The sequence below is a fragment of the Allobosea sp. 05T439 genome (assembly GCF_056396005.1).
Map to the genome: position 1 here is coordinate 1 of NZ_JBFTKP010000031.1, position 21,635 is coordinate 21,635.

Below are 21,635 nucleotides of genomic sequence, written 5' to 3' on the forward strand. Positions count from 1 at the left end.
TGCCCGAGCCTGAGGGGCCGCAGATCACCAGCTTCTCGCCGCGCGCCACCTTCAGGTTGATGTCGCGCAGCACATGGAACTCGCCATACCACTTGTTGACCCCGATCATCTCCACGGCCGTATCCGTGTTCAGGGAGGTCTGCTTCAGCGCCGCCGGACGCATCGAGATGTTGCTCTCTGCCATTGCCATGTTCTTGGTCTCCCTCAACGTCTTTGGCCGGCAGCAAGACGGCGTTCGACCGAGATCGAATAGCGCGACATGCCCCAGCAGCACAGGAAATAGAAAATCGCGGCGAAAGCATAGCCCGTCGCGCGTGTCGTCGGCGTCGCCCAGGTCGGATCGACCAGGGTCGCCTCGATGGTCCGCAGGAAGTCGAAGATGCCGACGATGGTGACCAGCGTCGTATCCTTGAACAGCCCGATGAAGGTGTTGACGATGCCTGGAATCACGATGCGCAACGCCTGCGGCAGGATGATCAGGCGCATCATGTTCCAGTAGCCGAGGCCGAGCGACATCGCCCCTTCGTACTGGCCCTTCGGGATGGCCTGCAGGCCGCCGCGAATGACTTCGGCCATATAGGCCGCCGCAAAGAGGGCAACACCGACCAGCGGGCGCAGCAAGCGGTCGGGCGACCATTCCTGCGGCACGAAGAGCGGCAGCATCGTGTTGGCCATGAACAGCACCGTGATCAACGGCACGCCGCGCACGAACTCGATGAAGATCACCGAGAGCAGCTGGATGATCGGCAGGCGGGAGCGCCGTCCGAGCGCCAGCACGACACCGAGCGGCAGCGAAAAGACGATGCCGACCGCCGCGATCAGGAAGGTCACCGTCATCCCGCCCCAGAGGCCGGTATCGACCCGAGGCAGGCCGACGCTCTGGTCCAGAATGGCGATCAGGCCAAAGGCGACAAGAGCCATCAGGATCAGGCGCTTGGGCCGATAGAAACGCTTCCAGGGCGGCAGCTCATGTTCGACTGCGAGCTGTCCGGCTCCGGTGTGGAAGCGCGCCAGCGAAGGCACGAAGGACAACACCATGTACACCGCCGCCAGCGCGACCGTGGCGATGATCAGGTAGCGCAATAAATTGAGCGCACCGGGACCGCCGAGCAGCAAGACATAGGCACTGATCGGCAACAGCACGAAGAAGAAGAAGGCGCCGAGCTTCTTCAGGGGGGCGTTGTTCCAGAGCAGCCAGACGACGCCGAGCGCGAACATCGCAAAGACGATGTTGACGCGCCAGCGCTGGCTGACCGGATAGGAGCCGTAGACGAAATACTGGAAGCGGTCGGCCACATAGGCCCAGCAGGCGCCGACCGGCCGGCCGACCTTCTCGGCAAGGCAGGCATCGCGGTTTGAGCCCGTCCAGACCGCATCGAGGAAGTAGAAACGGATAATCTCCGGCAGGCTCGTGACGACGATATAGGCACAGACCAGCGTCAGAATCGTGTTGACGGGTCCGGAGAAGAGGTTGGCCCGGACCCAGGCAAGCGGGCCTGCCACGGATAGCGGAGCTGCTTCCTGCGGCAAGGTTTCGCGACGGATGAAGAAGGCGGAGTTCTCGGTGGTTGCATCGGTCATCGGGGCGCCCTCACCGTTCCACCAGCGCCATGCGCTTGTTGTAGATATTCATGAACAGCGAGGTGACGAGAGAGATCGTCAAATAAACCGCCATGGTGATGGCGACGACCTCGACCGCCTGCCCCGTCTGGTTCAGCACCGTGCCGGTGAAGACCTGGACGAGATCGGGATAGCCGATGGCGACCGCCAGCGAAGAATTCTTCGTCAGATTCAGGTAGTTCGAGGTCAGCGGCGGAATGATCACGCGCATCGCCTGCGGGATCACGACGAGCTTCAGCGTCGGCCCAGGCCGCAGGCCGAGCGCATGGGCTGCTTCCGACTGTCCCTTGGAGACGGCGAGAATACCCGCGCGCACGACTTCGGCGATGAAGCCCGCGGTATAAGTGGTGAGGCCGATCAGCAAGGCCACGAATTCCGGGAAGATCTGGATGCCGCCGCGCAGGTTGAAACCGGCGAGCTCGGGATAGATGAAGGTGATCGGCCGGCCCATCAGCAGATAGACGAAGAAGGGCAGCACAACGACGAGGCCGAGAGCGACCCAGCCGATCGGATACTGCTTGCCGGTTGCCGTCTGCTGCTTGCGGGCCCAGTAACGGAAGGTGATCGCCGCCACGATCCCGAGCAGGAAGGTCAGGACGATCAGGCTGCCGCCAGGCTCGAGTTGCGGATCGGGCAGATAGAGGCCGCGGTTATTCAGCAGGATGCCGGCCGGAAGCGCGATCGACTGGCGTGGGTTCGGCAGCGGCTTGAGCACTGCGTTGTACCAGAAGAACAGCTGCAGCAGCAGCGGCAGGTTCCGGATGACCTCGACATAGACCATGGCGATCTTGGCGAGGATCCAGTTGCTGGACAGGCGCGCCACACCGACGAAGAAGCCGAGGAAGGTCGCCAGCACGATACCGATCGAGGCGACGAGCAAGGTGTTCAGCAGGCCGACCCAGAAGGCCTGGCCATAGGTCGAGCCCGAGGCGCTGAACGGGATCAGCTTCTGGTTGACGTCGAAGCCGGCGGCATTGTGCCAGAAGCCGAAGCCCGAGGCGATCTTCTGCGCCCGGAGGTTCTCGATGGCATTGGAGGCGGCCGAGTAGATGAGGAACCCGACGACGGCCAAGAGGGCAAGCTGATAGACATAGCCTCGAATCTTCGGATCGTAGAGCAGTGAGGCCTTGCCCGGTTGGACCGGCTCCGTCGGTATGGTCGTCACGTGTCACGCCCTTCTTGTTCTTGGGTGGCGGCCGGTGGTCCGGCAATGCCCGCATCGAGCATCGCCAGCCGTCTTTTTGTCCGTGCCGTTCGGCGGTAGCGAGCGCTGCGCGGCGGTCGCCGCGCAGCGCGAATATCAGCGGATCGGCGGCGCGTATTGCAGGCCGCCCTTGGTCCAGAGCGCGTTCTGGCCGCGAGCGATCTTCAACAGCGAGTTGGCGCCGACGTTCCGTTCGAAGGACTCACCGTAATTTCCGACGTGCTTGACGATGCGGACGACCCAGTCGTTGCTCAGGCCGACAGCCTCCCCGAATTTGCCCTCGGTGCCGAGCAGGCGCTTGATCTCCGGGTTCTCGGATTTCAGCATCTCATCGAGATTGGACTTGGTCACACCGAGTTCCTCGGCGTTCAGCATGGCGAAATGGGTCCATTTGACGATATCGAGCCAGGCGTCGTCGCCGTGGCGCACGACGGGACCGAGCGGTTCCTTGGAGATGATCTCCGGCAGGACGATATGGTCGGTCGGGACGCCGAGCTTCAGGCGCTCGGCATAGAGCCCGGACGCATCGGTCGTGAAGGCGTCGCAGCGACCCGATTCATAGGCCTTGATCGTCTCGTCGGCGCTCGCAAAGGCGACGACTTCGTATTTCAGTTTGTTGGCGCGGAAGAAGTCCGCGAGATTGAGTTCCGTCGTCGTGCCCTGCTGGGTGCAGACGGAGGCGCCCGCCAACTTCAGGGCTGAATCGATCCCGAGCTTCTTGCGGACCATGAAGCCCTGCCCGTCATAGTAGTTCACGCCAGCGAAGTTCAGGCCGAGCGACGTGTCGCGCGACATGGTCCAGGTCGTGTTGCGCGAGAGCAGGTCGACCTCGCCGGACTGCAGGGCAGTGAAGCGGTCCTTCGACGAAAGCGGGATGAATTTGACCTTGGCCGGATCATTGAAGACCGCAGCCGAAATGGCGCGACAGAGATCGACGTCGAGGCCGCTCCAATTGCCCTGAGCATCGGGGATACCGAAACCCGCAAGGCCCGGGCCGACACCGCAGATCAATTGCCCCCGGCTCTTCACCTGAGCCAGCAGCCCCGTTTGGGCCTGCGCTCCGCCCGCGAAAGCACCGGTTGCTGCAACGGCGAGCGCTGCACTGACAAACCTGTTCATTCTTATTTCCCCTGTTGCCGGAACGGGTTTTTCCCGTTCTCGAACCTTGCAAGTCTCGGACCAGATTTTTGGGCCCGACCGTACGTCCTTTCAGCGCGCCTCCGTCTTCGGCATCGGTCAATGAAGCGGAGGCAAGAATGCCCCCGCCTAGTCTTTTGTTCAACGCACCGGAGGAGCGTATTGCAGTCCGCCCTTGGTCCACAACGCATTCTTTCCGCGGGCGATTTTCAGGATCGATCCTGATCCGACATTCGCCTCAAAGGACTCGCCATAGTTGCCGACCTGCTTGACGATCCGATAGGCCCAATCCGGGCTGAGGCCGATCGCTTCTCCAAACTTGCCCTCGACACCGAGCAACCGCCGAACCTCCGGATTGGTCGATTTCAGCTGCTCATCGGCATTGGCTTTGGTGATACCGAGTTCCTCCGCATTGAGCATGGCGAAATGACTCCATTTCACCAGGTTGAACCATTGCGTGTCGCTGCTCCGAACGACCGGGCCCAATGGCTCCTTCGAGATGATCTCCGGAAGCACGATATGGTCATCCGGCGCCTCGAATTTCAGCCGTTGCGCATAGAGAGCCGAGGAATCGTCGCTGAAAGCGTCGCAGCGACCGGCCTCGTAGGCCTTGATCGTCTCATCCCCTGTGTTGAAGGCCACCACCTCGTACTTCATGTTGTTGATGCGAAAGAAATCCGCCAGATTCAGTTCGGTCGTGGTGCCCTGCTGGGTGCAGATCGAGGCGCCGCCCAGCTTCAGCGCCGAATCGACGCCGAGCTTCTTGCGGACCATGAAAGCCTGTCCGTCATAGTAGTTCACCGTCGAAAAGCTCAGGCCAAGCGCGGTATCCCGAGACATCGTCCAGGTGCTGGTCCGTGAAAGCAGGTCAACCTCGCCTGCCTGCAGGGCCGTGAACCGGTCCTTTGACGAGAGCGGCACGTATTTGACTTTGCTCGGATCGTTGAAGATCGCCGCGGCGATCGCCCGGCACAGATCGACGTCCAGGCCTGTCCATTTCCCCTGAGCGTCCGGGACACCGAAACCAGCCAAGCCCGGGCTGACGCCGCAATTCAGCTGCCCGCGGTTCTTGACCTGCGCCAAGGTGGTGGTTTGCGCCTGGGCGGCGCCCGCCGCGCAGAGCATGAGGCCTGTGGCTACAACCGCAGTTACGGTCCGTTTCATCTGTGTACTCCCAAGTTCCGAAGCAGGTTCGTCCCGCTCTCGATCATCTTGTCGGCTGGGAGCCAGATATTATGCCGTTTGTCGCAGGCTTCATGGCATGGACGGCGGTTTAGAGGGGGCCTCGGCTGATGCCGAGGCCCACATGTCTAGCTGCGTTCAGCGAACCGGCGGAGCGTATTGCAGGCCGCCCTTGGTCCAGAGACCGTTCTGGCCGCGGGCGATCTTGAGGAGCGAACCCTGGCCGACGTTCTTCTCGAAGGATTCGCCGTAATTGCCGACCTGCTTGACGATCCGGTAGGCCCAGTCGGGGGTCAGGCCGATGCCTTCGCCGAACTTGCCCTCGGTTCCGAGCAGACGCTTGATCTCCGGGTTGGAGGACTTCAGCATCTCGTCGACATTCGCCTTGGTCACGCCGAGCTCTTCCGCGTTCAGCATGGCGAAATGCACCCACTTCACCAGATTGAACCATTGGGCGTCGGTGTTGCGGGTTGCCGGTCCAAGCGGCTCCTTGGAGATGATCTCAGGCAGAACCATGTGATCATCGGGCGCAGTCAGCTTCAGGCGCTCGGCATAGAGGCCCGACGCATCCGTGGTGAACGCATCGCAGCGGCCAGCGTCATAGGCCTTGACCGTCTCGTCCGAGGAGGCGAAGGCGACGACTTCATACTTCAGGTTGTTGGCGCGGAAGAAGTCCGCGAGGTTGAGTTCGGTCGTGGTGCCCTGCTGGGTGCAGACCGACGCGCCGGAGAGCTGAAGAGCCGAGGTGACGCCGAGCTTCTTGCGGACCATGAAGCCCTGGCCGTCGTAATAGTTCACGCCGGTGAAAAGCAGGCCGAGCGCGGTGTCGCGCGACATCGTCCAGGTCGAGTTGCGCACGAGCACATCGACTTCGCCGGACTGCAGGGCCGTGAAACGGTCCTTGGCAGACAGCGGAATGAACTTGACCTTTGTCGGGTCGTTGAAGATCGCCGACGAGATCGCGCGGCAGTAATCGACATCGAGGCCTTGCCAGTTGCCCTGAGCGTCCGGCACGCCGAAGCCAGCAAGACCGGTATTCGAGCCGCAGTTGAGGATGCCGCGGGACTTGACCTGCGCCAGCGTTGCGGGCGCCTGGGCCGTTGCCACCGTAGCGGTCATCGCGAGGCCCAGCCCCGCGATCGCAACTGCCATGAACTTTTCCATCGAACTCTCTCCCGTTGAGGTCTCCCGGCTGGCCGCAGCCAGCGGGCAGTCTTCAGTTGCGTCGCCAGTGGGAGTGCGCGCCCCACTTGTTGCCCATATATTGAGCGACGTTCCCCTGCGTCGATTGCCAGAGCAGCGCATGTGCGTCAAGCAAGGGACCCTTTCCTGGAACGCATCTATCCACCCCTTGCATCACATGCGACTTTCAAAATGTGGTCAAGCCTGACTGCCTCGATCGGGACCTCCCTCCAGCGCCGGCTCCATGAAAAAACTGTCTCCATCTGCGTTCGCGCAGCTTCGCGAAAAGACCCGCCTCGCCCTTGCCGGCCGGGATCCCGCCGACAGCTACGGTTTCGTCAATCCGCCGATCGTGCGCGGCTCGACGGTAATCTACCCGAACATGGAGGATTTCCTGGCGCGCAAGGCCCGCTACACCTATGGCACGCAAGGGAATCCGACGATCGATGCGCTGATCGCGGCGCTCAACACCATGGAAGGCGGTGCGGGAACCGTCGTTTGCCCGTCAGGTCTGCTCGCCTGCACCCTGCCCATGCTCGCGACCCTGTCGTCCGGCGATCACTTCCTGGTCACTGACAGCGTCTATCGGCCGACGCGTCATTTCTGCGACAAGGTCCTGCCGCGCATGGGCGTCGAGGTCACCTATTACGACCCGGCGGCCGGCGCCGACATCGCAAAGCTGTTCAAACCGAATACCAGGGCGGTCTGGACCGAGGCTCCGGGCTCACAGACCTTCGAGATGCAGGACATTCCGGCCATCGTCGCGGCCGCCCATGCCAGCGACATCCTGGTGCTGATGGACAACACCTGGGCGACGCCGCTGTTCTTCGATTCGCATAAATACGGGGTCGATCTCTCGGTTCAGGCCGGCACGAAGTATTACGCCGGCCATTCCGACGTGCTGATCGGCACGATCTCGGCACGTACCCCCGAACTCTACAGGCAGTTGCGCGAGACCTGGGAACTGCTCGGCGTCATCATCGCGCCCGAGGATGCTTTCCTCACGCTGCGCGGCATCCGCACGATGCATATCCGCCTGAAGGAGCAGATGCCCGCCGGTATCGAGATGGCCAATTGGTTCGCCGCCCGTCCCGAGGTGGCGCGCGTGATGCACCCTGCCCTGCCGAACGATCCCGGCCACGATCTGTGGAAGCGCGATTTCACCGGCGCCTCCTCCCTGTTCGCGATCGAGTTGAAGCCGGTGGCGCAGAAGGCTGTCGGCGCGATGCTCGACGGACTTACCCTGTTCGGGATGGGGGCCTCCTGGGGCGGCTATGAAAGCCTTGCCCTCCCCTTCGACTGCAAGGGCTATCGCACGGCAACGGAGCCTGATTTCAAGGGGCCGACCATCCGCTTCCATATCGGACTGGAGGATCTCGAAGATCTCAAGGACGATCTTGATGCCGGCTTTGCCCGCCTCCGGGCAGCGGTGTGATTCCAAAGGCCGGAGCGGCGATGCGAGAGGCGATCATTTTCGCCTATCTCGATGAGCCGCCCTTCTGCTGGCCCGGCCCCGATGGCCGCGCGCTCGGCAGCGATGTCGAGTTGATGACCGAGACCTTGCGGGAGATCGGCATTGTCTCGGTCGAGATGCGCCTGACCAGCTTCTCCGAGTTGCTGCCAGGCCTTGTCGATGGGCGCTGGACCATCACCACGCCGCTCTTCGTCACGCCGGAGCGGAAGAGAAGCGTCGATTTCAGCCGGCCAGTCTGGGCGCTGAGCGACGGACTCCTCGTCAGGCACGGTGATGAAGATCGCTTCTGCAGTTACGAGGCGCTGGCGCAGGATGGAAGCGCCCGCCTCGTTGTGGTGGCCGACCAGGTCCAGGAGCAGTCGGGCCTCGCGGCCGGCATTCCGCGAAACCGCGTCTTGCGCGTCGCGACGCAGGAAGACGCCGTGCAGATGGTCAGGGATCGAGGTGCCGAGGCCTATGCCAGCGTCGCCATGGCGCATCGTGGCTTCCTCGGTCACACCCCCGATGCCTCCCTTGCCATCGTGCCCGTGGCCGCCGAAGCGAAGGACAGAGAACCCGCAAAGGGCGCCTTTGCCTTCGCCAGATCGCAGGCGGATCTGCGGACCCGGTTCGATCAGGCTCTCGACGGGCTGATCGGCAGCGATTGGCACCGCGCCATGATGGCGCGATACGGCTTCGCGGCCAGCGATTTCGAAGTCGGTTAGCTCAGCGGCTTTCCCGCAAGCCGCAATCCAGTGGTCAGGACGTGCTTTAGCCCGGACCGGCGTTGGTATCCTCGCCCCTCGCCCTGGCGCGCAGGACGAATTGCAGGTTGCGGCAATAGACGAACAGGCCGAAGCCCTGCCCGAGAATGAAGACCGGGTCACGGCGGTAAAGCGCATAGACCAGCAGCAGGGCTCCGCCGCCGATCGAGAACCACCAGAAGGTCATCGGCACGACCGACCGCTTGGCCTTCTCGCTCGCCAGCCATTGCACCACGAAGCGCATGGTGAAGAGCGCCTGCGCCACGACGCCAAGCAGAACCCACCAGTCGATATTGTTCACGAAGACGTCGTGAAAATATTCGCCGATCATTTGCTGGAGGTCGATCAGCATCAGAGCGTCTCCGGCACGATCTGCGGCACGCGCTTGCGACGGCGGATCAGCCACCAGACGCCGGCGAGATCAAGAATACCGACCCAGAGCCGGTCGAAGAAGCCATAATTGGAGACACCGGTCAGGCGCGGGCGATCGCGTACGTCGACATGCGTGACCTGGTAGCCCTCCCGCACCATCAGGGCCGGCATGAACCGGTGCAGCGCATCGAAATAGGGCAAGGCGAGATAGGCTTCACGGCGGAAGCATTTCAGCCCGCAGCCCGTGTCGCGGGTGCCGTCCTTGAGAATGCGGCCGCGGACGCCATTGGCAATGCGCGACTGCCATTTCTTGAAGCCGGTATCCTTGCGTCCGACACGCTGGCCCTGGACGAGCCCGGCCTGCAATCCGGCCTTGTGCAGGGCCTGCACCATCGCCGGGATGAAGGCCGGATCGTTCTGGCCGTCACCGTCGAGCGTCACCACGACCGGCGCCCGGGCGTGGCGGACACCGGTACGCACAGCCGCGCTCTGCCCGCAGGATTGTTCGTGGCGGATCGCACGCAGCCAGGGGCGCGTCGTGCCGAGCTCGCGCAGCGCGGCCGCCGTGCCATCGGTCGAGCCGTCATTGACATAGATCACCTCGAAGGCGCCGAGCGTTTGGCAGGCCGCCTCGATATCGGCCAGCAGCGGCCCGACATTGCCGACTTCGTTGCGAACGGGCACGACAACGCTGAGTTGCGGCAAGGTGATGGGTTGTGTCTCGGTCACGAAAGCTTCATCCGGGAAAACGGCGCGCAAACTGCGTCAAGCGCGCAAACAGGGCAAGCAGGTTTCACTGTCGCGCGAACACGGCCATCTCGAGCCGCTTGCCGCCATTGAGATTGAAGCCGGGAATCGAGGTGACGAGACGTGGCGTGATCCCGGCGGCGGCGACGCCGGCATGGAACTCCGCTTCGAAGCGTTTTTCGACGAGCGCGATCCGGCAGCCGGGCTCCTTCAGGAAGGCAGCGGCCGCCGCACCATTCGGCCCCATGGCAAGATCGGTCCCGGTCAGGAAGACGAGGCTCGGCTCGCGATAACCCACGGTCATCACTGCGGGATCGGCACAGCCGACCGCCCGGACGGCTTCCGCCAGACGGGGCGAGAGCTTGAGCGAACGCAGGCTCTCGATCGCAAAGCCGTAGACGCCGATCGAGAGCAGGAGGCTCGCCAGGACGCAGCGCCAGAGCGCACCCTCCAGGTCGCCCTGCCGGAACGCCATGACGACGCGCCAGGCCACGAACAGCGCCAGCGCGAAAACTGGAAGTGCGAGATAGGGTACGGTGCGATCCAGCGTCCAGTTGGCATAGATGATCACGCCGACAAGCGCCGTCGGGACCAGCAGGACCAGCGCGGCGGTCGCGGTCGCGCCACGCCGAAGGCGATCGATGCCGCCATTGACCATCGCCAGAAGCAGCAGCGTCGTGACCGCCGGATAGAGCGGCAGCACGTAATGCGGCAGCTTGGTCGGCACCGCCTCGAAGACGATCCAGGACGGCACGATCCAGGCCAGCAGGAAGATGATCTGCGGCTCGCGGCGACGCACCCAGGCAAAGGGGATCGCCATCGCGGCGAAAGCAGCCGCCGGCCAATAGGTGCCGAAGAAGATCAGCAGATAGAGCCCGGGCGGACCCCAGTGCTTCTCCTGGCCCTCCGCGACCTTGCCCAACATATCGTTGCCGACGCTGGCCGTGAAGAAACTGCCGCCGGTCTTCCAGGCGATCGCCACGAACCAGGGCAGCACGACGAGCAGGCAAAGCAGCAGCCCCCAGGACGGGCGCAACGATGAGAACCAACGCCAGGAGCGCTCGCGGATGCATAGCACGATCGTGGCGAGTCCCCAGACCATCGGCACGATCGGCCCCTTGATCAGCAGGGCAATCGCTGTCGCGCCCCAGAAAACCAGCCAGTTGCGGCGGTCCGGCACGAAGGCGAGCGAGCGGGTCCAATCCAGCCAGGCGCGCGCCAATGCCCCCATCGTCGCCACCGCGCAGGCTGCGAGCACCGCATCGGTCTTGGCGATCCGGGCTTCGACGCCGAGCAGCACAGCAGCGGCCATCAGAGCCCCGCCGAGCAGCGCCACGCCCGGGCTGAAGAAGGCGAGCAGCGCCCAATAGGTCAGCAGCACCGTGGCAACCGCGCCGATCAGCGACGGCACGCGATAGAGCCAGATCTGATGACGAGGGTCCTGGACACCCAGCGCCTCGCCGGCGGTCACAGCCGCGCTCTGCAGCCAATAGATTCCGACGGGCTTCTTGTGCCGCGCCTCCTGCTGGAAGCGGATATCGACGAAATCGCCGGTCTCGAGCATCTGTTTGCTCGCCTGGGCGAAGCGCGGTTCGTCGCGATCGAGCGGCTGGAGGCTCGTGAATCCCGGCAGGAAGGCTGCGAGGGAGAGCAGAAGCAGGAAGACGCAGGCGCGCCAATGGCTGGCCGATGCGAAAACGGAGATGCGGTCAAACACGGGCCGGAGCGAAAGCATTGTCCATCCTCGCGACCGGCCAGGTCGCGTTCATCGCAGGCATGAATGTCGCAAGGCCAGGTATCGACCCAGGGCGCCGCCGGCATGGCGGGGCTTTCGGGCGCGATCAAGGCAAAACGGCCCGCGTCCCGGCGACGCACGCCGTTTACGACGCCACCTCCCCTCCTGCAAGCCAAACGCAGGATATCCCTTGCGGGCGCCGCAACCGCGACGACGAGGCAGGAGGATTATCCGTGGCCAGGCTTCTCTGGCGCAGTCCTCGCGGCCTTCGTCCTTTTCGGCCGGATGATCTTCGACCTACGATGCGCAGGCGCCGTCGATTCCGGCGGCTCCGAAACTCGGGGGAGAAGGTTGGACCCTTCGGGCCAGCGTCAGGCCTTCTTCAGGAATTCCGTTCTGAGCACAAGTCCCTTCACCTTCTCGGCGTTGCACTCGATCTCATCCTCGCTGCCGGTCAGGCGGATGTTCTTGACCAGGGTACCGCGTTTCAAGGTGACGGAGGTCCCCTTCACCTTGAGATCCTTGATCAGCGTCACGGAATCGCCGTCCCTCAGGACATTGCCGTTGCTGTCCTTCACGTCGCTCATCGCGGGAATCCGTCTGTGCGATTCTTGGTGGATCTCAGCGCGTCCCGCGACTGCGATCGATAGAAGTGGCGAGCCCGGCAGGATTCGAACCTGCGACCAGCAGCTTAGAAGGCTGCTGCTCTATCCAACTGAGCTACGGGCCCGTAGTCGAAAGCGCCCGGTCAGGCGCCAAATGGTTGGTCAGTGGGTCCACTGCCCGACACGATTGAACTTGAAGTTATCCGAATAGGCCATGCCGCGCCGCTTCGGCACATGGGGCTGCTCCACCCGATAGGCGATGCCGTTGCGCGTGGCATAGGCCACTGCCTCATCCTCCGTGTCGAACCAGAGTTTCACCTGGCTCTTCATATCGGCAGAGGATGTCCACCCCATCAGCGGTTCGATCTGGCGCGGCTGCTCCGGCTCGAATTCCAGCAGCCAGCGCTCGGTCTTTGCCGTGCCGGACTGCATGGCATTGCGGGCTGGGCGGTAAATGCGTGCGGTCATGCTCTGGCTCGGCCGTCAGCTCGTCATTCCATTGGCCCGCGACAGCGGGCCAGGCGATCTCGAGAATGGTCGGGGCACCAGGATTCGAACCTGGGACCCTCTGCTCCCAAAGCAGATGCGCTACCGGGCTGCGCTATACCCCGACTGTCTGCAAGTGCATCAAATCACTCACGAAACGATCGCACACGCTCCTCGACGGCCACATGCGACGCGCAACGAGATAGCACCGAACTGCCGCCATGGGAACCGTAAGTTCCGATGAAATTCCCAGGCAAATTCGTCAGGCATTTCCCGCCGTGCCTTCGCGCAACCCAGAGCCCGAACGACGAAATTGGCCGTACGGCCGTCGAAGCACACTCAATTCGTTCGCCTTCGCGTGCGCCGACACCCTGCGCGCAGATGCAATCTACCACTTTCGCGCCCTGCCGTTCCTGCAACGGGCTAATGCGAGATGCTGCACTTTCGAGCCCTCTGGCCGGAATGCCTACCTTTTCGGATGACGAGGGAGCCTCGTGCGGGGTGTAGGCAAATCCCCCCTAAGGAGAAACGACCTAGCGTAAAAGCCAAATTGAGCAAAACCAACAAATCTCGATATGTTCAAAAATGAGAAAGCACGAAAAATATTGAAGATGAACTTCGCATTTCAAAGAAAAACCAATTAGCGCCCTGGCGGCTTAATGCCTCCCTGGGCGGGAGGCATTGCTATGAAATATCTAAAATCCAGCATACTGATTGCCGGCTTGCTTGCTACAACATCAACATTATCCTACGCACAGAATCCTGCCGCTCGTGGCCTTCCCGAATATTATGAAGGCCTCGCGATAGACGGCACTCCGACGCAACAGCCCTATCGTTCCTGCGAAAGCAAACTCATCGGAAGCCAGAGGCTCTGGCAGTGCGATCCGTCCGGCCGCAACAGGATGAGTGGACCTGTAGGCCTGGATTGGTCCGCGAGCAGTGCGGCTGCGACATCCGGATCGGCTTCCAGCCTCCCCGGTCCCGGCGGGGTGCGGTATTACAACGCGGTCACGGCCAACGGGCGCAAAACGCGGGCGCCGAGTCGGGACTGTGTCATTCAGGAATATGACAGCGGACCCTTGTGGGCCTGTCCACCGCGCGCCACGGCGGCGATCGGCACCGGGGCGCCCGCCTTCCAGGGGGCTGCCCCTGGCGGCGTTCAGTATTACACCGCTGTCACCCCCAACGGTCGCCGGACGCGCGCGCCCAATCAGGCATGTGCCCTCTACCAGCAGGACGGCGGCGAGTACTGGGCGTGCCCGCCGCTGACAACGGGAGCACTGTCTTCAGGAGCACCCGGCAGCGCCGGAAATCCGGCAGGCAACGGTAACGGCAACGGCGGCGAAGGCGGAAATCCTGCTGGCGGCGGCGCCAGCACAGCGAGCAACAGCAGCGGTTCGGGTTCGGGCGGCGGGTCCGGCGGAGGCGGTGGATCCGGTGGGGGCGCTGGGCCCGGTGGGGGCGCTGGGTCCGGTGGGAGCGGCAGTTCGGGCGGCGGTGGCGGCTCCGGAGGTGACGGCCGTTCCGGCGGCAGTGGCGGTTCCGGCGGTAGCGGTGGCTCCGGTGGCAACGGTGGCTCAGGCGGCGGCCACGGCGGTGGCAATGGTGGCGGTCACGGCGGTGGCAATGGCGGCGGCCACGGCGGTGGCAATGGCGGTGGTCACGGCGGCGGCAATGGTGGCGGCCACGGCGGTGGCAATGGCGGCGGTCACGGCGGCGGCAATGGTGGCGGCCACGGCGGTGGCAATGGCGGCGGTCACGGTGGCGGCAATGGTGGCGGCCACGGCGGTGGCAATGGCGGTGGTCACGGCGGCGGCAATGGTGGCGGCCACGGCGGTGGCAATGGCGGCGGTCACGGTGGCGGCAATGGCGGCGGTCACGGTGGCGGCAATGGTGGCGGCCACGGCGGCGGCAATGGTGGCGGCCACGGCGGTGGCAATGGCGGCGGTCACGGTGGCGGCAATGGCGGCGGCCACGGCGGTGGCAATGGTGGCGGCCACGGCGGTGGCAATGGCGGCGGCGATGGTGGCGGCAATGGCGGCGGTCACGGCGGTGGCAATGGCGGTGGCCAGGGTGGCGGCAATGGCGGCGGTCACGGTGGTGGCAATGGCGGTGGCCAGGGTGGCGGCAATGGCGGCGGTCACGGCGGCGGCAATGGCGGCGGTCACGGTGGCGGCAATGGCGGTGGCCAGGGTGGCGGCAATGGCGGTGGCCAGGGTGGCGGCAATGGCGGTGGCCAGGGTGGCGGCAATGGCGGCGGCCACGGTGGCGGCAATGGCGGTGGCCAGGGTGGCGGCAATGGCGGCGGCCACGGTGGCGGCAATGGCGGTGGCCAGGGTGGCGGCAATGGCGGCGGTCAAGGCGGTGGCAATGGCGGCAACCACGGTGGCCGGTAACCGCCAGTGTCTTCAGAGCATGTGAAACGAGACACGCCCCGAGTCACTCCGGGGCGTTTGCTGTCTGGCGGCTAACGGCCGGCTTGAGGATGGAACCCGTGTCGCGTTGCTGCGGTGAATCTCGCATTCCCGCCGTCGATCGATTCCCACTGGCGCGGATTGGCCTGCGCCACCCGGCTAAAGAAGACATAGCCTGTTTGCGACCAGAGCAGGATGCGCGATCTCTTGTTGTCCAGAACGAAATCTCCCGAATCGGTCACCACCGTCAGCACGGCATGGCCCTCCCCCTCGGGCGTTCCGACAACCGTCATCAGCAGCGCCGATGACGGCCAACCGCGCTGGATCAGCAGCTTGCGCTTCAGGAGCGCAAAATCTTCGCAATCGCCTCGACCATCCGCCGGTATGCTCCAGACATCTTCCTGACCATGATGCGCCAGGTCGGAGACCTCCTGAATGGTCGCATTCACATGCGCATTCACTTCCTGCAGCTCACCGTGGCGCTGGGGAGAAAGCGAGACGCTACGCACCACAGGCCCCGATCGTGCGCATTCCGCCGGATTCTTCGCGCAGAAGGTGAGGAACGCAGCTGGTGGCGAGGTGCGCCCCCGAGTCGCGGCCGCGATCTGCTCGGCATGGGCGTCATCCGGGCGGCCTCCGGTGATCAGCGCAACGCACATCGCTAGCGTTGCGACCACGGCACGTGTCGTCATGATCCGTCCTTCGCAAGCGTGCTGGGTAGCGGGGATGAAATCCGGGATGACCGCCTTTGATTAAGGAAGTGGGCAATTCTGTGATTCGCCGCCAGATTTCTTCCGCAATCCACAGAGCTTCGACGGCGCGACGCCCTTCATGCGGTGGCCGTCACGGCCCGCGCGTTCACCAGGAATGCAGGAGGAATACAGGCCTGGCCGACCGGTTTCGAGGGACGATCGCAACGCTGCCCTGCGCGCGAAAAACCGCCTCACCGCTTGAAGAGCGGATGCTCCACCTTGTCGCCAGGCTTGATGCCGAGCTTGGCGGCGATGCCGCCATTGATCTCAAGGACCGAGAGCACCGGCTCGCCTGAGGGTATCGTACGGGTCGAGAGCGGCTCGGTCTGCGCGGCGATACGCACGACGGTTCCATCAGCGCGGATAAACAGCATGTCGAGCGGGATGAAGGTATTCTGCATCCACATCGCGACCGGCTCGACCTGGCCGAAATCGAACAGCATGCCGCGGTCCGGCGGCAGGTAATTGCGGTGCATCAGGCCACGCGCTCGCTGATCGGGCGTGCGCATGACCTCGACCTGGAAGACATGGCGCTGCCCGCTGCCGACGATCGCAAGCGTTTCCAGCCCGGTCGCGGGAGCCGCCTGCTGCGCGAATGCCATGACGGGGGCAAGAGCCAGAAGCAGCAAGGCAAGGCAGGCTGCAGGGAATCGTCGGGCGGACCGCATCGTCTCTAAGCTCCATTGCATTCGTCGCCCGCACCGCTCCTGCACAGGCCGGATGGCGGATCTGAGACAGATACGAAAGATCGCAGCGAGGCGGTCAAGTTTTTCCTGCGTCCGCGAGAGCAAGTCGTCTTCCTTTCCTCGCTGCGTTGCGGCAGGTTCGCTGCCGCCATCTGGAGACCGTCATGATCACGTCGACCCTTCGCAGCCCGATGCGCCGCCTGCGCATAACGGCGGCCGCAGCCCTTATCCTCGTTCTGGCGCAGCCGTCCTGGGCAGCCGATTTCCAGATCGACAATATCCGCCTGGACCTTGGCGCGATCGTCGTCGCGATACCGAAGGTCGATGTGAAGGGCTCCAGCCTCGAGCGCGAAGCTTTTGTCTCGTTGTTCAATGGCAGCACCGGCGAGAGCGCGGTTGCCCGGACGGGCCGCCTCACCGCGTCGGAAATCAGTGCGCCCGAATTGACGGTCGAGCAGGTTCTCGGGCCGCAAAGGCAGGTCACGACGTACCGCGACATCCGCTTCAGTGAGATTCGCGACGGCAAGATCGGCCGCGGCTCGGCGGGAGGCGGAGCGATATCCGCGACCGGTGGGCCGACCGGCGCGATGAAGGGCGAGATCAAGCGCATCAGCTTCGAAGCGTTCGACATGCGCCATCTCGCACGCGTGCTGAGCGAGCGCGCCAAACCCGGCGTGGAAGAAGCCATGCAGCCGATCTTCGGCCGCTTCGAGCAGGACGGCTACGCGATCGATCTGGGCCAGCTCGGCAAGATCTCGCTCGGCAAGGCGACCAGCCGCGATTTCAAGATGCGCGTCGGAGACGAGCCGGTCGGAGAGCTCCTGTCGCGGATCATCGCGCAGGCAGAGGCCGACCAGAAGGCAGGGCTCAGCTCGAAGGCCGAGCGCGACCCTGCCCGGCTCGAGGCCGACAAGCGCATGGCGCTTTCCATGTTCTCGCTGTTCGATGCCATCGACTATGGCAGCGGCGAGGTTCGCGATATGGTGATGGCACTCTCCGTTCCGCCGAATCCGGGCGAAGCGCCGGTCGCCATGGACGTGAGAATCGCCAGGATGGCGTATGGCGAAGATGCGCCGGCCAGGTCCGGCTACGCCGTGGAAGGTTTCTCTTTCGCGGGTGCGGGCGCCAAGGCAGGGTTCGAGTCGCTCAGCTATTCCGGCTTTTCGCTCGCGCCCATGTTCAAGGGCCTGAAGGAGGTCCTGGCCAAGCCCGAAACCGAGATCGATTCGCTCGATTTCCGCAAACTGATCCCCAAACTCGGCACGATCCGGCTTGCCGGGCTCTCGGTCGATGTGCCGCAAACGGCAAAGCCGGGTCAGCCAGCGCAGGCCCCGATCCGCGTCGGGCTCGGTACCTTCGAGATTGCTGCCGCCGACCAGATCAACGGCATCCCCACCAAGCTTGCCTTGACGATCGACAAGCTCACCGCTCCGGTGAGCGAGGCAACCGGCAATCCCGCGGCCGCGGATCTGATTGCCATGGGCTACCGCGCCCTCGACCTCTCCGCGAAGCTCGACCTCGCCTGGGACCCCGCACGCAACGAGCTTGCGATCCGTACGCTCTCGCTCGGGAGCGGCGGCATGGCACAGTTCGAGGCCTCGGGTACCCTCGGTAACGTCACCAAGGACCTGTTCTCCAGCGATCTCGCGCTCGCACAGGTTGCGGCACTCGGCGCGACAGCCCGCAGCCTGGATGCCAGGCTGAAGAATCTCGGTCTGCTCGAGAAGTTCATCGAGAACGAGGCCCGCAAGAACAAGCGCAAGCCCGACGATCTGCGGCGCGAATATGCGATGATGGCCAGCCTCGGCCTTGCCGCGGTCCTCGGCCCGTCCGACGCGGCCAAGACCCTGACCGCGGCGGTCTCGCGCTTTGCGGCGAAGCCAGGCACGCTGACCGTCCAGGCCAATGCGAAGGCGACAGGGGGTCTCGGCCTCGCCGACGTCATCACGATCACCGATCCGACCGAGATCTTCGACAAGATCGACCTCAAGGCCAATGCCGAATAACTGGTCTGTCGAGCTTCTTCCCGAAGACGAGTCCTGGCGGCCCTCCGCGATCGCAGCGTGGTGGGCCGGGCTGCCACAGGGCCCGCGCAGTTTTCTGCGCCGGCGCTTCAACCCCGACAACCAGGCCCGGTTGTATCTGGCCAACCTGATCGCTCGGCACCCGGGGCAGATCGTTGTCGGACGCTACACCTATGGGCGGCCGAAGGTGCGCTTCGCCGGAAGCGGGGCGCGCCTGATCATCGGGCGCTACGGCTCGGTCGGAGACGGGGTCGAGATCCTGCTCGGCGGCAACCACCGCACGGAATGGGCGACGACCTACCCATTCCACGACTACCCACGGCTATGGCCCGAAGCGAAGCACCATCCCGGCAATCAGGTCTCGCGCGGCGACGTCGTCATCGGCCATGATGTCTGGCTCGGGTCGCAAGCGCTGATCCTCTCCGGAGTCCGCATCGGTCATGGCGCCGTCATCGGCGCCCGCGCCGTCGTCACGAAGGATGTTCCGCCCTATGGCGTCGTCGCCGGCAATCCGGCACGGCTGCTGCGGCACCGCCTGACGGAGGAGAAGATCGCGACCCTGCTGGCGAGCCAATGGTGGGCCTGGCCCGAGGCCGACATCAGACGACTGATCCCGGTCTTGATGTCCGACAGGATCGAGGATTTGCCTCCGAGAGCCGTTTCCTGATAGTTCGCCGTTCAGGATCGAAGGCTCCCCCTCCGATACGGCCTCCCTCCATTGCCGGACCGCCCCCATGCATGATTCTGCCAACGACAAGGCGCGGGTCTTCCGCAAGGCCTATCTCTCCGCAGTCGAGACCTCGCCGCTGACCGTGCTCGACGTCGGCTCGGCCATTGTCGACGGACAGAGCCTGTCCAACCGCGACGTCATGTCGAACCCGGCCTGGAAACTTGTCGGCATGGACATCGAGCCGGGGCTGAACGTCGATGTGGCGGTGGCCGATCCCTATGACTGGAAAGAGATCGCCACCGGCTCGGTCGATGTCGTGACCTGCTCGGAGGTCTTCGAGCATGCAGAGTATTTCTGGATCACCATCCTTGAGATTTCGCGCGTGCTGAAGGGCAATGGACTCGCGTTCATCACCTCACCGGGCGGCGGTCCGCGGCACCGCTTCCCCGTCGATTGCTGGCGCTTCTACGACGATGCCTTCCCTGCCCTGGCCCGCTATGCCGGGCTGAACCTGCTCGAAGCTCAGGTGCAATGGGTTCCGGCCTATCGAAGGGGCATCCAGTGGCGCGATTCCAGCGCCGTGATGCAGAAGCCGGTCCGGGATGCCGCCGCAAGCCGCCTCGACGTAGCGCGCAGCATGATCGGCAAGAGCCTTCGCGGAGCCGAGCCGGCTCTGACTGAGCTCGATCTCTCGGCCTTGCCGAACACCCCGCTGCCGCTGAGCCCAATCCCTGCCCTGCAGGGCAAAGCCGCCTTTGCCGCACGTGAGGCCGAGTTGCTCTCGGCCGACAGCAATGTGCTGCGCAAGGCACGGCTCGTCTTCAGGCAGTTGCGCGAGATCCGCAGGATCATCACCACCCCCATGAAGGACCTGCACCTCTAAGGCATCGGCCCGAAAAGTGGATTGCGGTTTTCGGGGCAAAGCCGATGCAAACACAAAGGGTGAGATCATCGAACCGGATACGATATCCGGTCCGATGATCTAAGGCGCGCGAGCTATTCGTCCAGGCCCTGCCGCGAGAGCGCCGTCCGTCCCCGCCGCCAATCCAGCGCGCCAGCGGCAGATCCGGCATGCGCCATCATCTTGAGGCGGTTGAAGATCAAGGCGTAACCGACTGTCTTTGCGATGTTTTCGCAAATCGCAAAGGACGACGGCCCGACTTGCCCGTATTTGGCCGAGATATAGGCGTGCGACCAGGCGAGATGCCAGCGTGCGTTGAAACGGCGGCCGGGGCTGGGCTTGCTGGAACGGCCGCGCGCGTGATGCGCCTGTGCATCGTGCACATGCACGAGCGCATGCCCGGCGTCCCTCATCCGGCGGCAAAGATCATCGTCCTCGTAGAACAGGAAGATTCGCGGATCGAAACCGCCCAGCGCTTCGAAGGCCTCGCAGCGGAGCAGGAGGCAGGCGCCCGAGAGAAACGGCAGGCAGGCATCCCCCTCCGGTACAATTGCCGCGCCGGAATGATTGAGATGAGCCGGCGACAGCAGCGAACGCGGCTGGATGAAGACGCGCCCTGACGGCTCGACAATGCGCGGAGCCAGCATCCCGGCATCGGGGTAGCGCCCAGCGGCAGCCAGCAACCCCGCCATGGCGCCCGGCTGCAGCACGAGGTCGGGATTGACGATCAGCGCGTAGGGAGTGCGGCAGGCTGCGATGCCGAGATTGTTGGCTCGGCCATAGCCTTCATTCCTGGGGCTCGCGATCACCGTTGCGCCATGCGCCCGCGCGATTGCGGCCGAATCGTCACTGCTGGCATTGTCGACGACGATGGCAGGCACGCCTTCGCGCCGTAGCGCATCCAGGCAGGCCGGCAGGACATCGGCGCTGTCATAGGCGACGACGACCGCGGTGACGGTTTCTTGGAGCGGGAGCAACTCGTTCGCGGGCGGCATTCCTGCCTTCTGGCCGGGATCGCCCCCGGCAGGCAAGCAGAATTCAGCGCCGTGTGAGACCGGCGAGCTCGTGCTGAACCGCGCTGCGTTCGGCGGCATCGCAGTGGCGCGGCGCCTTGTAGGACTTCACCGCGAGGCTGGCATTGACGACGACGAAACGTCCGCGCTCGGCCGGGGCAAGCCCCGCCATCACACGGCGGCGATCGACGGCGACACCGCAATCATAGCCGCGCGAGACTTTGACGGCCGCAAACTCCGCCGTGCCGGGCACTGGACCGGCAGTCGTCGTACAGGCCGCAAGCGCAGGCAGAAGCAGGCTGCAGAGGAAGGCTCTGGCGAAGGGCATGGCTGATCGCGCTCAGAGCCCGCTGAAATCGCCGGCCCGGACGCGCGCCATGCGTGGCTTCAAGGAGCTGCGTTCTTCCGCAGAGCAGGCTTCGGGCCGGACATCCTGATTGATGGTCGCCGCCTCCGAAACGGTGACATAGGTCGAGCGCGCTCCCGCGATCTGCTCCGGCGTCGCGCCACGGGCACGCTCGGCGTCGAGGAAGCGGTCGAGTGTGCTGGTGCGTGGTGCTCCAGCACGGCAGGCGATCGAGCGCGAGACCAGATTGGCAAGCTCCACCGCCCGCCCCGAGCTTGTGTGGGGCGCAGCGGTGACACAGGCGGTTAGCGGCAGCGCGAGCAGGCAGGCGAGCGCGGACAA

The 21,635-nt window shown here is 64.3% G+C and carries 21 protein-coding genes, 2 tRNA genes and 1 pseudogene; 5 read left to right on the plus strand and 19 right to left on the minus strand.

Annotated features, from left to right (window positions below; genetic code table 11):
* The 6 genes and pseudogenes from AC1DIO_RS26250 to AC1DIO_RS26275 form a co-directional block, all read right to left on the minus strand.
* Positions 1-163 (minus strand): annotated as a pseudogene (locus tag AC1DIO_RS26250) (amino acid ABC transporter ATP-binding protein); the annotation flags it as partial.
* A 41-nt stretch (positions 164-204) separates the two neighbouring features.
* Positions 205-1,581: an amino acid ABC transporter permease gene (locus AC1DIO_RS26255; protein WP_441490027.1), complete on the minus strand. Its 1,377-nt coding sequence runs from the start codon at positions 1,579-1,581 to the stop codon at positions 205-207.
* Between the two features lie 10 nt (positions 1,582-1,591).
* Positions 1,592-2,785, minus strand: coding sequence for an amino acid ABC transporter permease (locus tag AC1DIO_RS26260; protein WP_441490026.1), 1,194 nt, complete (start codon positions 2,783-2,785; stop codon positions 1,592-1,594).
* A gap of 135 nt (positions 2,786-2,920) precedes the next feature.
* Complete coding sequence (locus AC1DIO_RS26265) at positions 2,921-3,943, minus strand: amino acid ABC transporter substrate-binding protein (protein ID WP_441505481.1); 1,023 nt, start codon at positions 3,941-3,943, stop codon at positions 2,921-2,923.
* A gap of 159 nt (positions 3,944-4,102) precedes the next feature.
* On the minus strand, positions 4,103-5,125 hold the full coding sequence (locus AC1DIO_RS26270) for an amino acid ABC transporter substrate-binding protein (protein WP_476770740.1): 1,023 nt from the start codon (positions 5,123-5,125) through the stop codon (positions 4,103-4,105).
* 156 nt (positions 5,126-5,281) lie between these two features.
* Positions 5,282-6,295 (minus strand): amino acid ABC transporter substrate-binding protein, encoded by a 1,014-nt coding sequence (locus AC1DIO_RS26275; protein WP_441505479.1) that lies wholly within the window; start codon positions 6,293-6,295, stop codon positions 5,282-5,284.
* Positions 6,296-6,569: 274 nt separating this feature from the next.
* Here AC1DIO_RS26275 and metC point away from each other — a divergent pair, with 274 nt between their 5' ends.
* Positions 6,570-7,760 carry a cystathionine beta-lyase gene (gene metC, locus AC1DIO_RS26280; protein ID WP_441505478.1) on the plus strand — a complete coding sequence of 397 codons (1,191 nt, stop codon included), beginning with the start codon at positions 6,570-6,572 and terminating at the stop codon, positions 7,758-7,760.
* Between the two features lie 20 nt (positions 7,761-7,780).
* Complete coding sequence (locus AC1DIO_RS26285) at positions 7,781-8,503, plus strand: transporter substrate-binding domain-containing protein (RefSeq protein WP_441505477.1); 723 nt, start codon at positions 7,781-7,783, stop codon at positions 8,501-8,503.
* Between the two features lie 46 nt (positions 8,504-8,549).
* Here the strand turns inward: AC1DIO_RS26285 and AC1DIO_RS26290 are convergent, their stop codons facing one another.
* The 10 genes from AC1DIO_RS26290 to AC1DIO_RS26335 form a co-directional block, all read right to left on the minus strand.
* Complete coding sequence (locus AC1DIO_RS26290; RefSeq protein WP_113519074.1) at positions 8,550-8,894, minus strand: lipid-A-disaccharide synthase N-terminal domain-containing protein; 345 nt, start codon at positions 8,892-8,894, stop codon at positions 8,550-8,552.
* Positions 8,894-9,643, minus strand: coding sequence for a glycosyltransferase family 2 protein (locus AC1DIO_RS26295; RefSeq protein WP_441505476.1), 750 nt, complete (start codon positions 9,641-9,643; stop codon positions 8,894-8,896). Before AC1DIO_RS26295 ends, AC1DIO_RS26290 begins: the two co-directional genes overlap by 1 nt.
* Before the next feature lie 64 nt (positions 9,644-9,707).
* On the minus strand, positions 9,708-11,396 hold the full coding sequence (locus AC1DIO_RS26300) for an ArnT family glycosyltransferase (RefSeq protein ID WP_441505475.1): 1,689 nt from the start codon (positions 11,394-11,396) through the stop codon (positions 9,708-9,710).
* Positions 11,397-11,767: 371 nt separating this feature from the next.
* Positions 11,768-11,983, minus strand: coding sequence for an alkylphosphonate utilization protein (locus tag AC1DIO_RS26305; protein ID WP_441490018.1), 216 nt, complete (start codon positions 11,981-11,983; stop codon positions 11,768-11,770).
* A gap of 66 nt (positions 11,984-12,049) precedes the next feature.
* Positions 12,050-12,126, minus strand: a tRNA-Arg gene (locus AC1DIO_RS26310).
* 37 nt (positions 12,127-12,163) lie between these two features.
* Entirely contained in the window at positions 12,164-12,469 is a 306-nt protein-coding gene (locus AC1DIO_RS26315; protein WP_441490017.1) for an ETC complex I subunit, read from the minus strand.
* Positions 12,470-12,535: 66 nt separating this feature from the next.
* Positions 12,536-12,612, minus strand: a tRNA-Pro gene (locus AC1DIO_RS26320).
* Positions 12,613-14,064: 1,452 nt separating this feature from the next.
* The gene (locus AC1DIO_RS26325; RefSeq protein ID WP_476854336.1) at positions 14,065-14,871 is read right to left on the minus strand and encodes a hypothetical protein; all 807 of its coding nucleotides are present in this window, start codon (positions 14,869-14,871) and stop codon (positions 14,065-14,067) included.
* A gap of 83 nt (positions 14,872-14,954) precedes the next feature.
* Positions 14,955-15,560 carry a transglutaminase-like cysteine peptidase gene (locus tag AC1DIO_RS26330; RefSeq protein WP_441505399.1) on the minus strand — a complete coding sequence of 202 codons (606 nt, stop codon included), beginning with the start codon at positions 15,558-15,560 and terminating at the stop codon, positions 14,955-14,957.
* A 284-nt stretch (positions 15,561-15,844) separates the two neighbouring features.
* Positions 15,845-16,321, minus strand: a complete 477-nt coding sequence (locus tag AC1DIO_RS26335) for a DUF192 domain-containing protein (RefSeq protein WP_441490015.1) — start codon at positions 16,319-16,321, stop codon at positions 15,845-15,847.
* A gap of 182 nt (positions 16,322-16,503) precedes the next feature.
* Here AC1DIO_RS26335 and AC1DIO_RS26340 point away from each other — a divergent pair, with 182 nt between their 5' ends.
* The 3 genes from AC1DIO_RS26340 to AC1DIO_RS26350 all read left to right on the plus strand — a co-directional run bounded on the left by AC1DIO_RS26340 (position 16,504) and on the right by AC1DIO_RS26350 (position 19,916).
* Positions 16,504-18,345 carry a hypothetical protein gene (locus AC1DIO_RS26340; protein WP_476775431.1) on the plus strand — a complete coding sequence of 614 codons (1,842 nt, stop codon included), beginning with the start codon at positions 16,504-16,506 and terminating at the stop codon, positions 18,343-18,345.
* Complete coding sequence (locus AC1DIO_RS26345; RefSeq protein WP_441490013.1) at positions 18,335-19,030, plus strand: CatB-related O-acetyltransferase; 696 nt, start codon at positions 18,335-18,337, stop codon at positions 19,028-19,030. Before AC1DIO_RS26340 ends, AC1DIO_RS26345 begins: the two co-directional genes overlap by 11 nt.
* Before the next feature lie 67 nt (positions 19,031-19,097).
* A complete protein-coding gene (locus tag AC1DIO_RS26350; protein WP_441505397.1) occupies positions 19,098-19,916 on the plus strand; it encodes a class I SAM-dependent methyltransferase in 819 nt (272 codons plus the stop codon).
* Positions 19,917-20,029: 113 nt separating this feature from the next.
* On the opposite strand, the gene AC1DIO_RS26355 is transcribed toward AC1DIO_RS26350, so the two are convergent.
* From AC1DIO_RS26355 to AC1DIO_RS26365, 3 genes are read right to left on the minus strand one after another with little or no spacing between them, the layout of a single operon-like run.
* The gene (locus tag AC1DIO_RS26355; RefSeq protein ID WP_441505396.1) at positions 20,030-20,929 is read right to left on the minus strand and encodes a glycosyltransferase family 2 protein; all 900 of its coding nucleotides are present in this window, start codon (positions 20,927-20,929) and stop codon (positions 20,030-20,032) included.
* 43 nt (positions 20,930-20,972) lie between these two features.
* Positions 20,973-21,275, minus strand: coding sequence for a hypothetical protein (locus AC1DIO_RS26360; protein WP_441505395.1), 303 nt, complete (start codon positions 21,273-21,275; stop codon positions 20,973-20,975).
* A gap of 12 nt (positions 21,276-21,287) precedes the next feature.
* Positions 21,288-21,635 carry a hypothetical protein gene (locus AC1DIO_RS26365; protein ID WP_441505394.1) on the minus strand — a complete coding sequence of 116 codons (348 nt, stop codon included), beginning with the start codon at positions 21,633-21,635 and terminating at the stop codon, positions 21,288-21,290.

Coding starts and splice junctions, on each gene's coding strand:
- AC1DIO_RS26255 (WP_441490027.1), bottom strand. CDS start 1,581: ATGACCGATGCAACCACCGAGAACTCCGCCTTCTTCATCCGTCGCGAA.
- AC1DIO_RS26265 (WP_441505481.1), bottom strand. CDS start 3,943: ATGAACAGGTTTGTCAGTGCAGCGCTCGCCGTTGCAGCAACCGGTGCT.
- AC1DIO_RS26270 (WP_476770740.1), bottom strand. CDS start 5,125: ATGAAACGGACCGTAACTGCGGTTGTAGCCACAGGCCTCATGCTCTGC.
- AC1DIO_RS26275 (WP_441505479.1), bottom strand. CDS start 6,295: ATGGCAGTTGCGATCGCGGGGCTGGGCCTCGCGATGACCGCTACGGTG.
- metC (WP_441505478.1), top strand. CDS start 6,570: ATGAAAAAACTGTCTCCATCTGCGTTCGCGCAGCTTCGCGAAAAGACC.
- AC1DIO_RS26285 (WP_441505477.1), top strand. CDS start 7,781: ATGCGAGAGGCGATCATTTTCGCCTATCTCGATGAGCCGCCCTTCTGC.
- AC1DIO_RS26290 (WP_113519074.1), bottom strand. CDS start 8,894: ATGCTGATCGACCTCCAGCAAATGATCGGCGAATATTTTCACGACGTC.
- AC1DIO_RS26300 (WP_441505475.1), bottom strand. CDS start 11,396: ATGCTTTCGCTCCGGCCCGTGTTTGACCGCATCTCCGTTTTCGCATCG.
- AC1DIO_RS26305 (WP_441490018.1), bottom strand. CDS start 11,983: ATGAGCGACGTGAAGGACAGCAACGGCAATGTCCTGAGGGACGGCGAT.
- AC1DIO_RS26315 (WP_441490017.1), bottom strand. CDS start 12,469: ATGACCGCACGCATTTACCGCCCAGCCCGCAATGCCATGCAGTCCGGC.
- AC1DIO_RS26330 (WP_441505399.1), bottom strand. CDS start 15,560: ATGTGCGTTGCGCTGATCACCGGAGGCCGCCCGGATGACGCCCATGCC.
- AC1DIO_RS26335 (WP_441490015.1), bottom strand. CDS start 16,321: ATGCGGTCCGCCCGACGATTCCCTGCAGCCTGCCTTGCCTTGCTGCTT.
- AC1DIO_RS26340 (WP_476775431.1), top strand. CDS start 16,504: ATGATCACGTCGACCCTTCGCAGCCCGATGCGCCGCCTGCGCATAACG.
- AC1DIO_RS26345 (WP_441490013.1), top strand. CDS start 18,335: ATGCCGAATAACTGGTCTGTCGAGCTTCTTCCCGAAGACGAGTCCTGG.
- AC1DIO_RS26350 (WP_441505397.1), top strand. CDS start 19,098: ATGCATGATTCTGCCAACGACAAGGCGCGGGTCTTCCGCAAGGCCTAT.
- AC1DIO_RS26355 (WP_441505396.1), bottom strand. CDS start 20,929: ATGCCGCCCGCGAACGAGTTGCTCCCGCTCCAAGAAACCGTCACCGCG.
- AC1DIO_RS26360 (WP_441505395.1), bottom strand. CDS start 21,275: ATGCCCTTCGCCAGAGCCTTCCTCTGCAGCCTGCTTCTGCCTGCGCTT.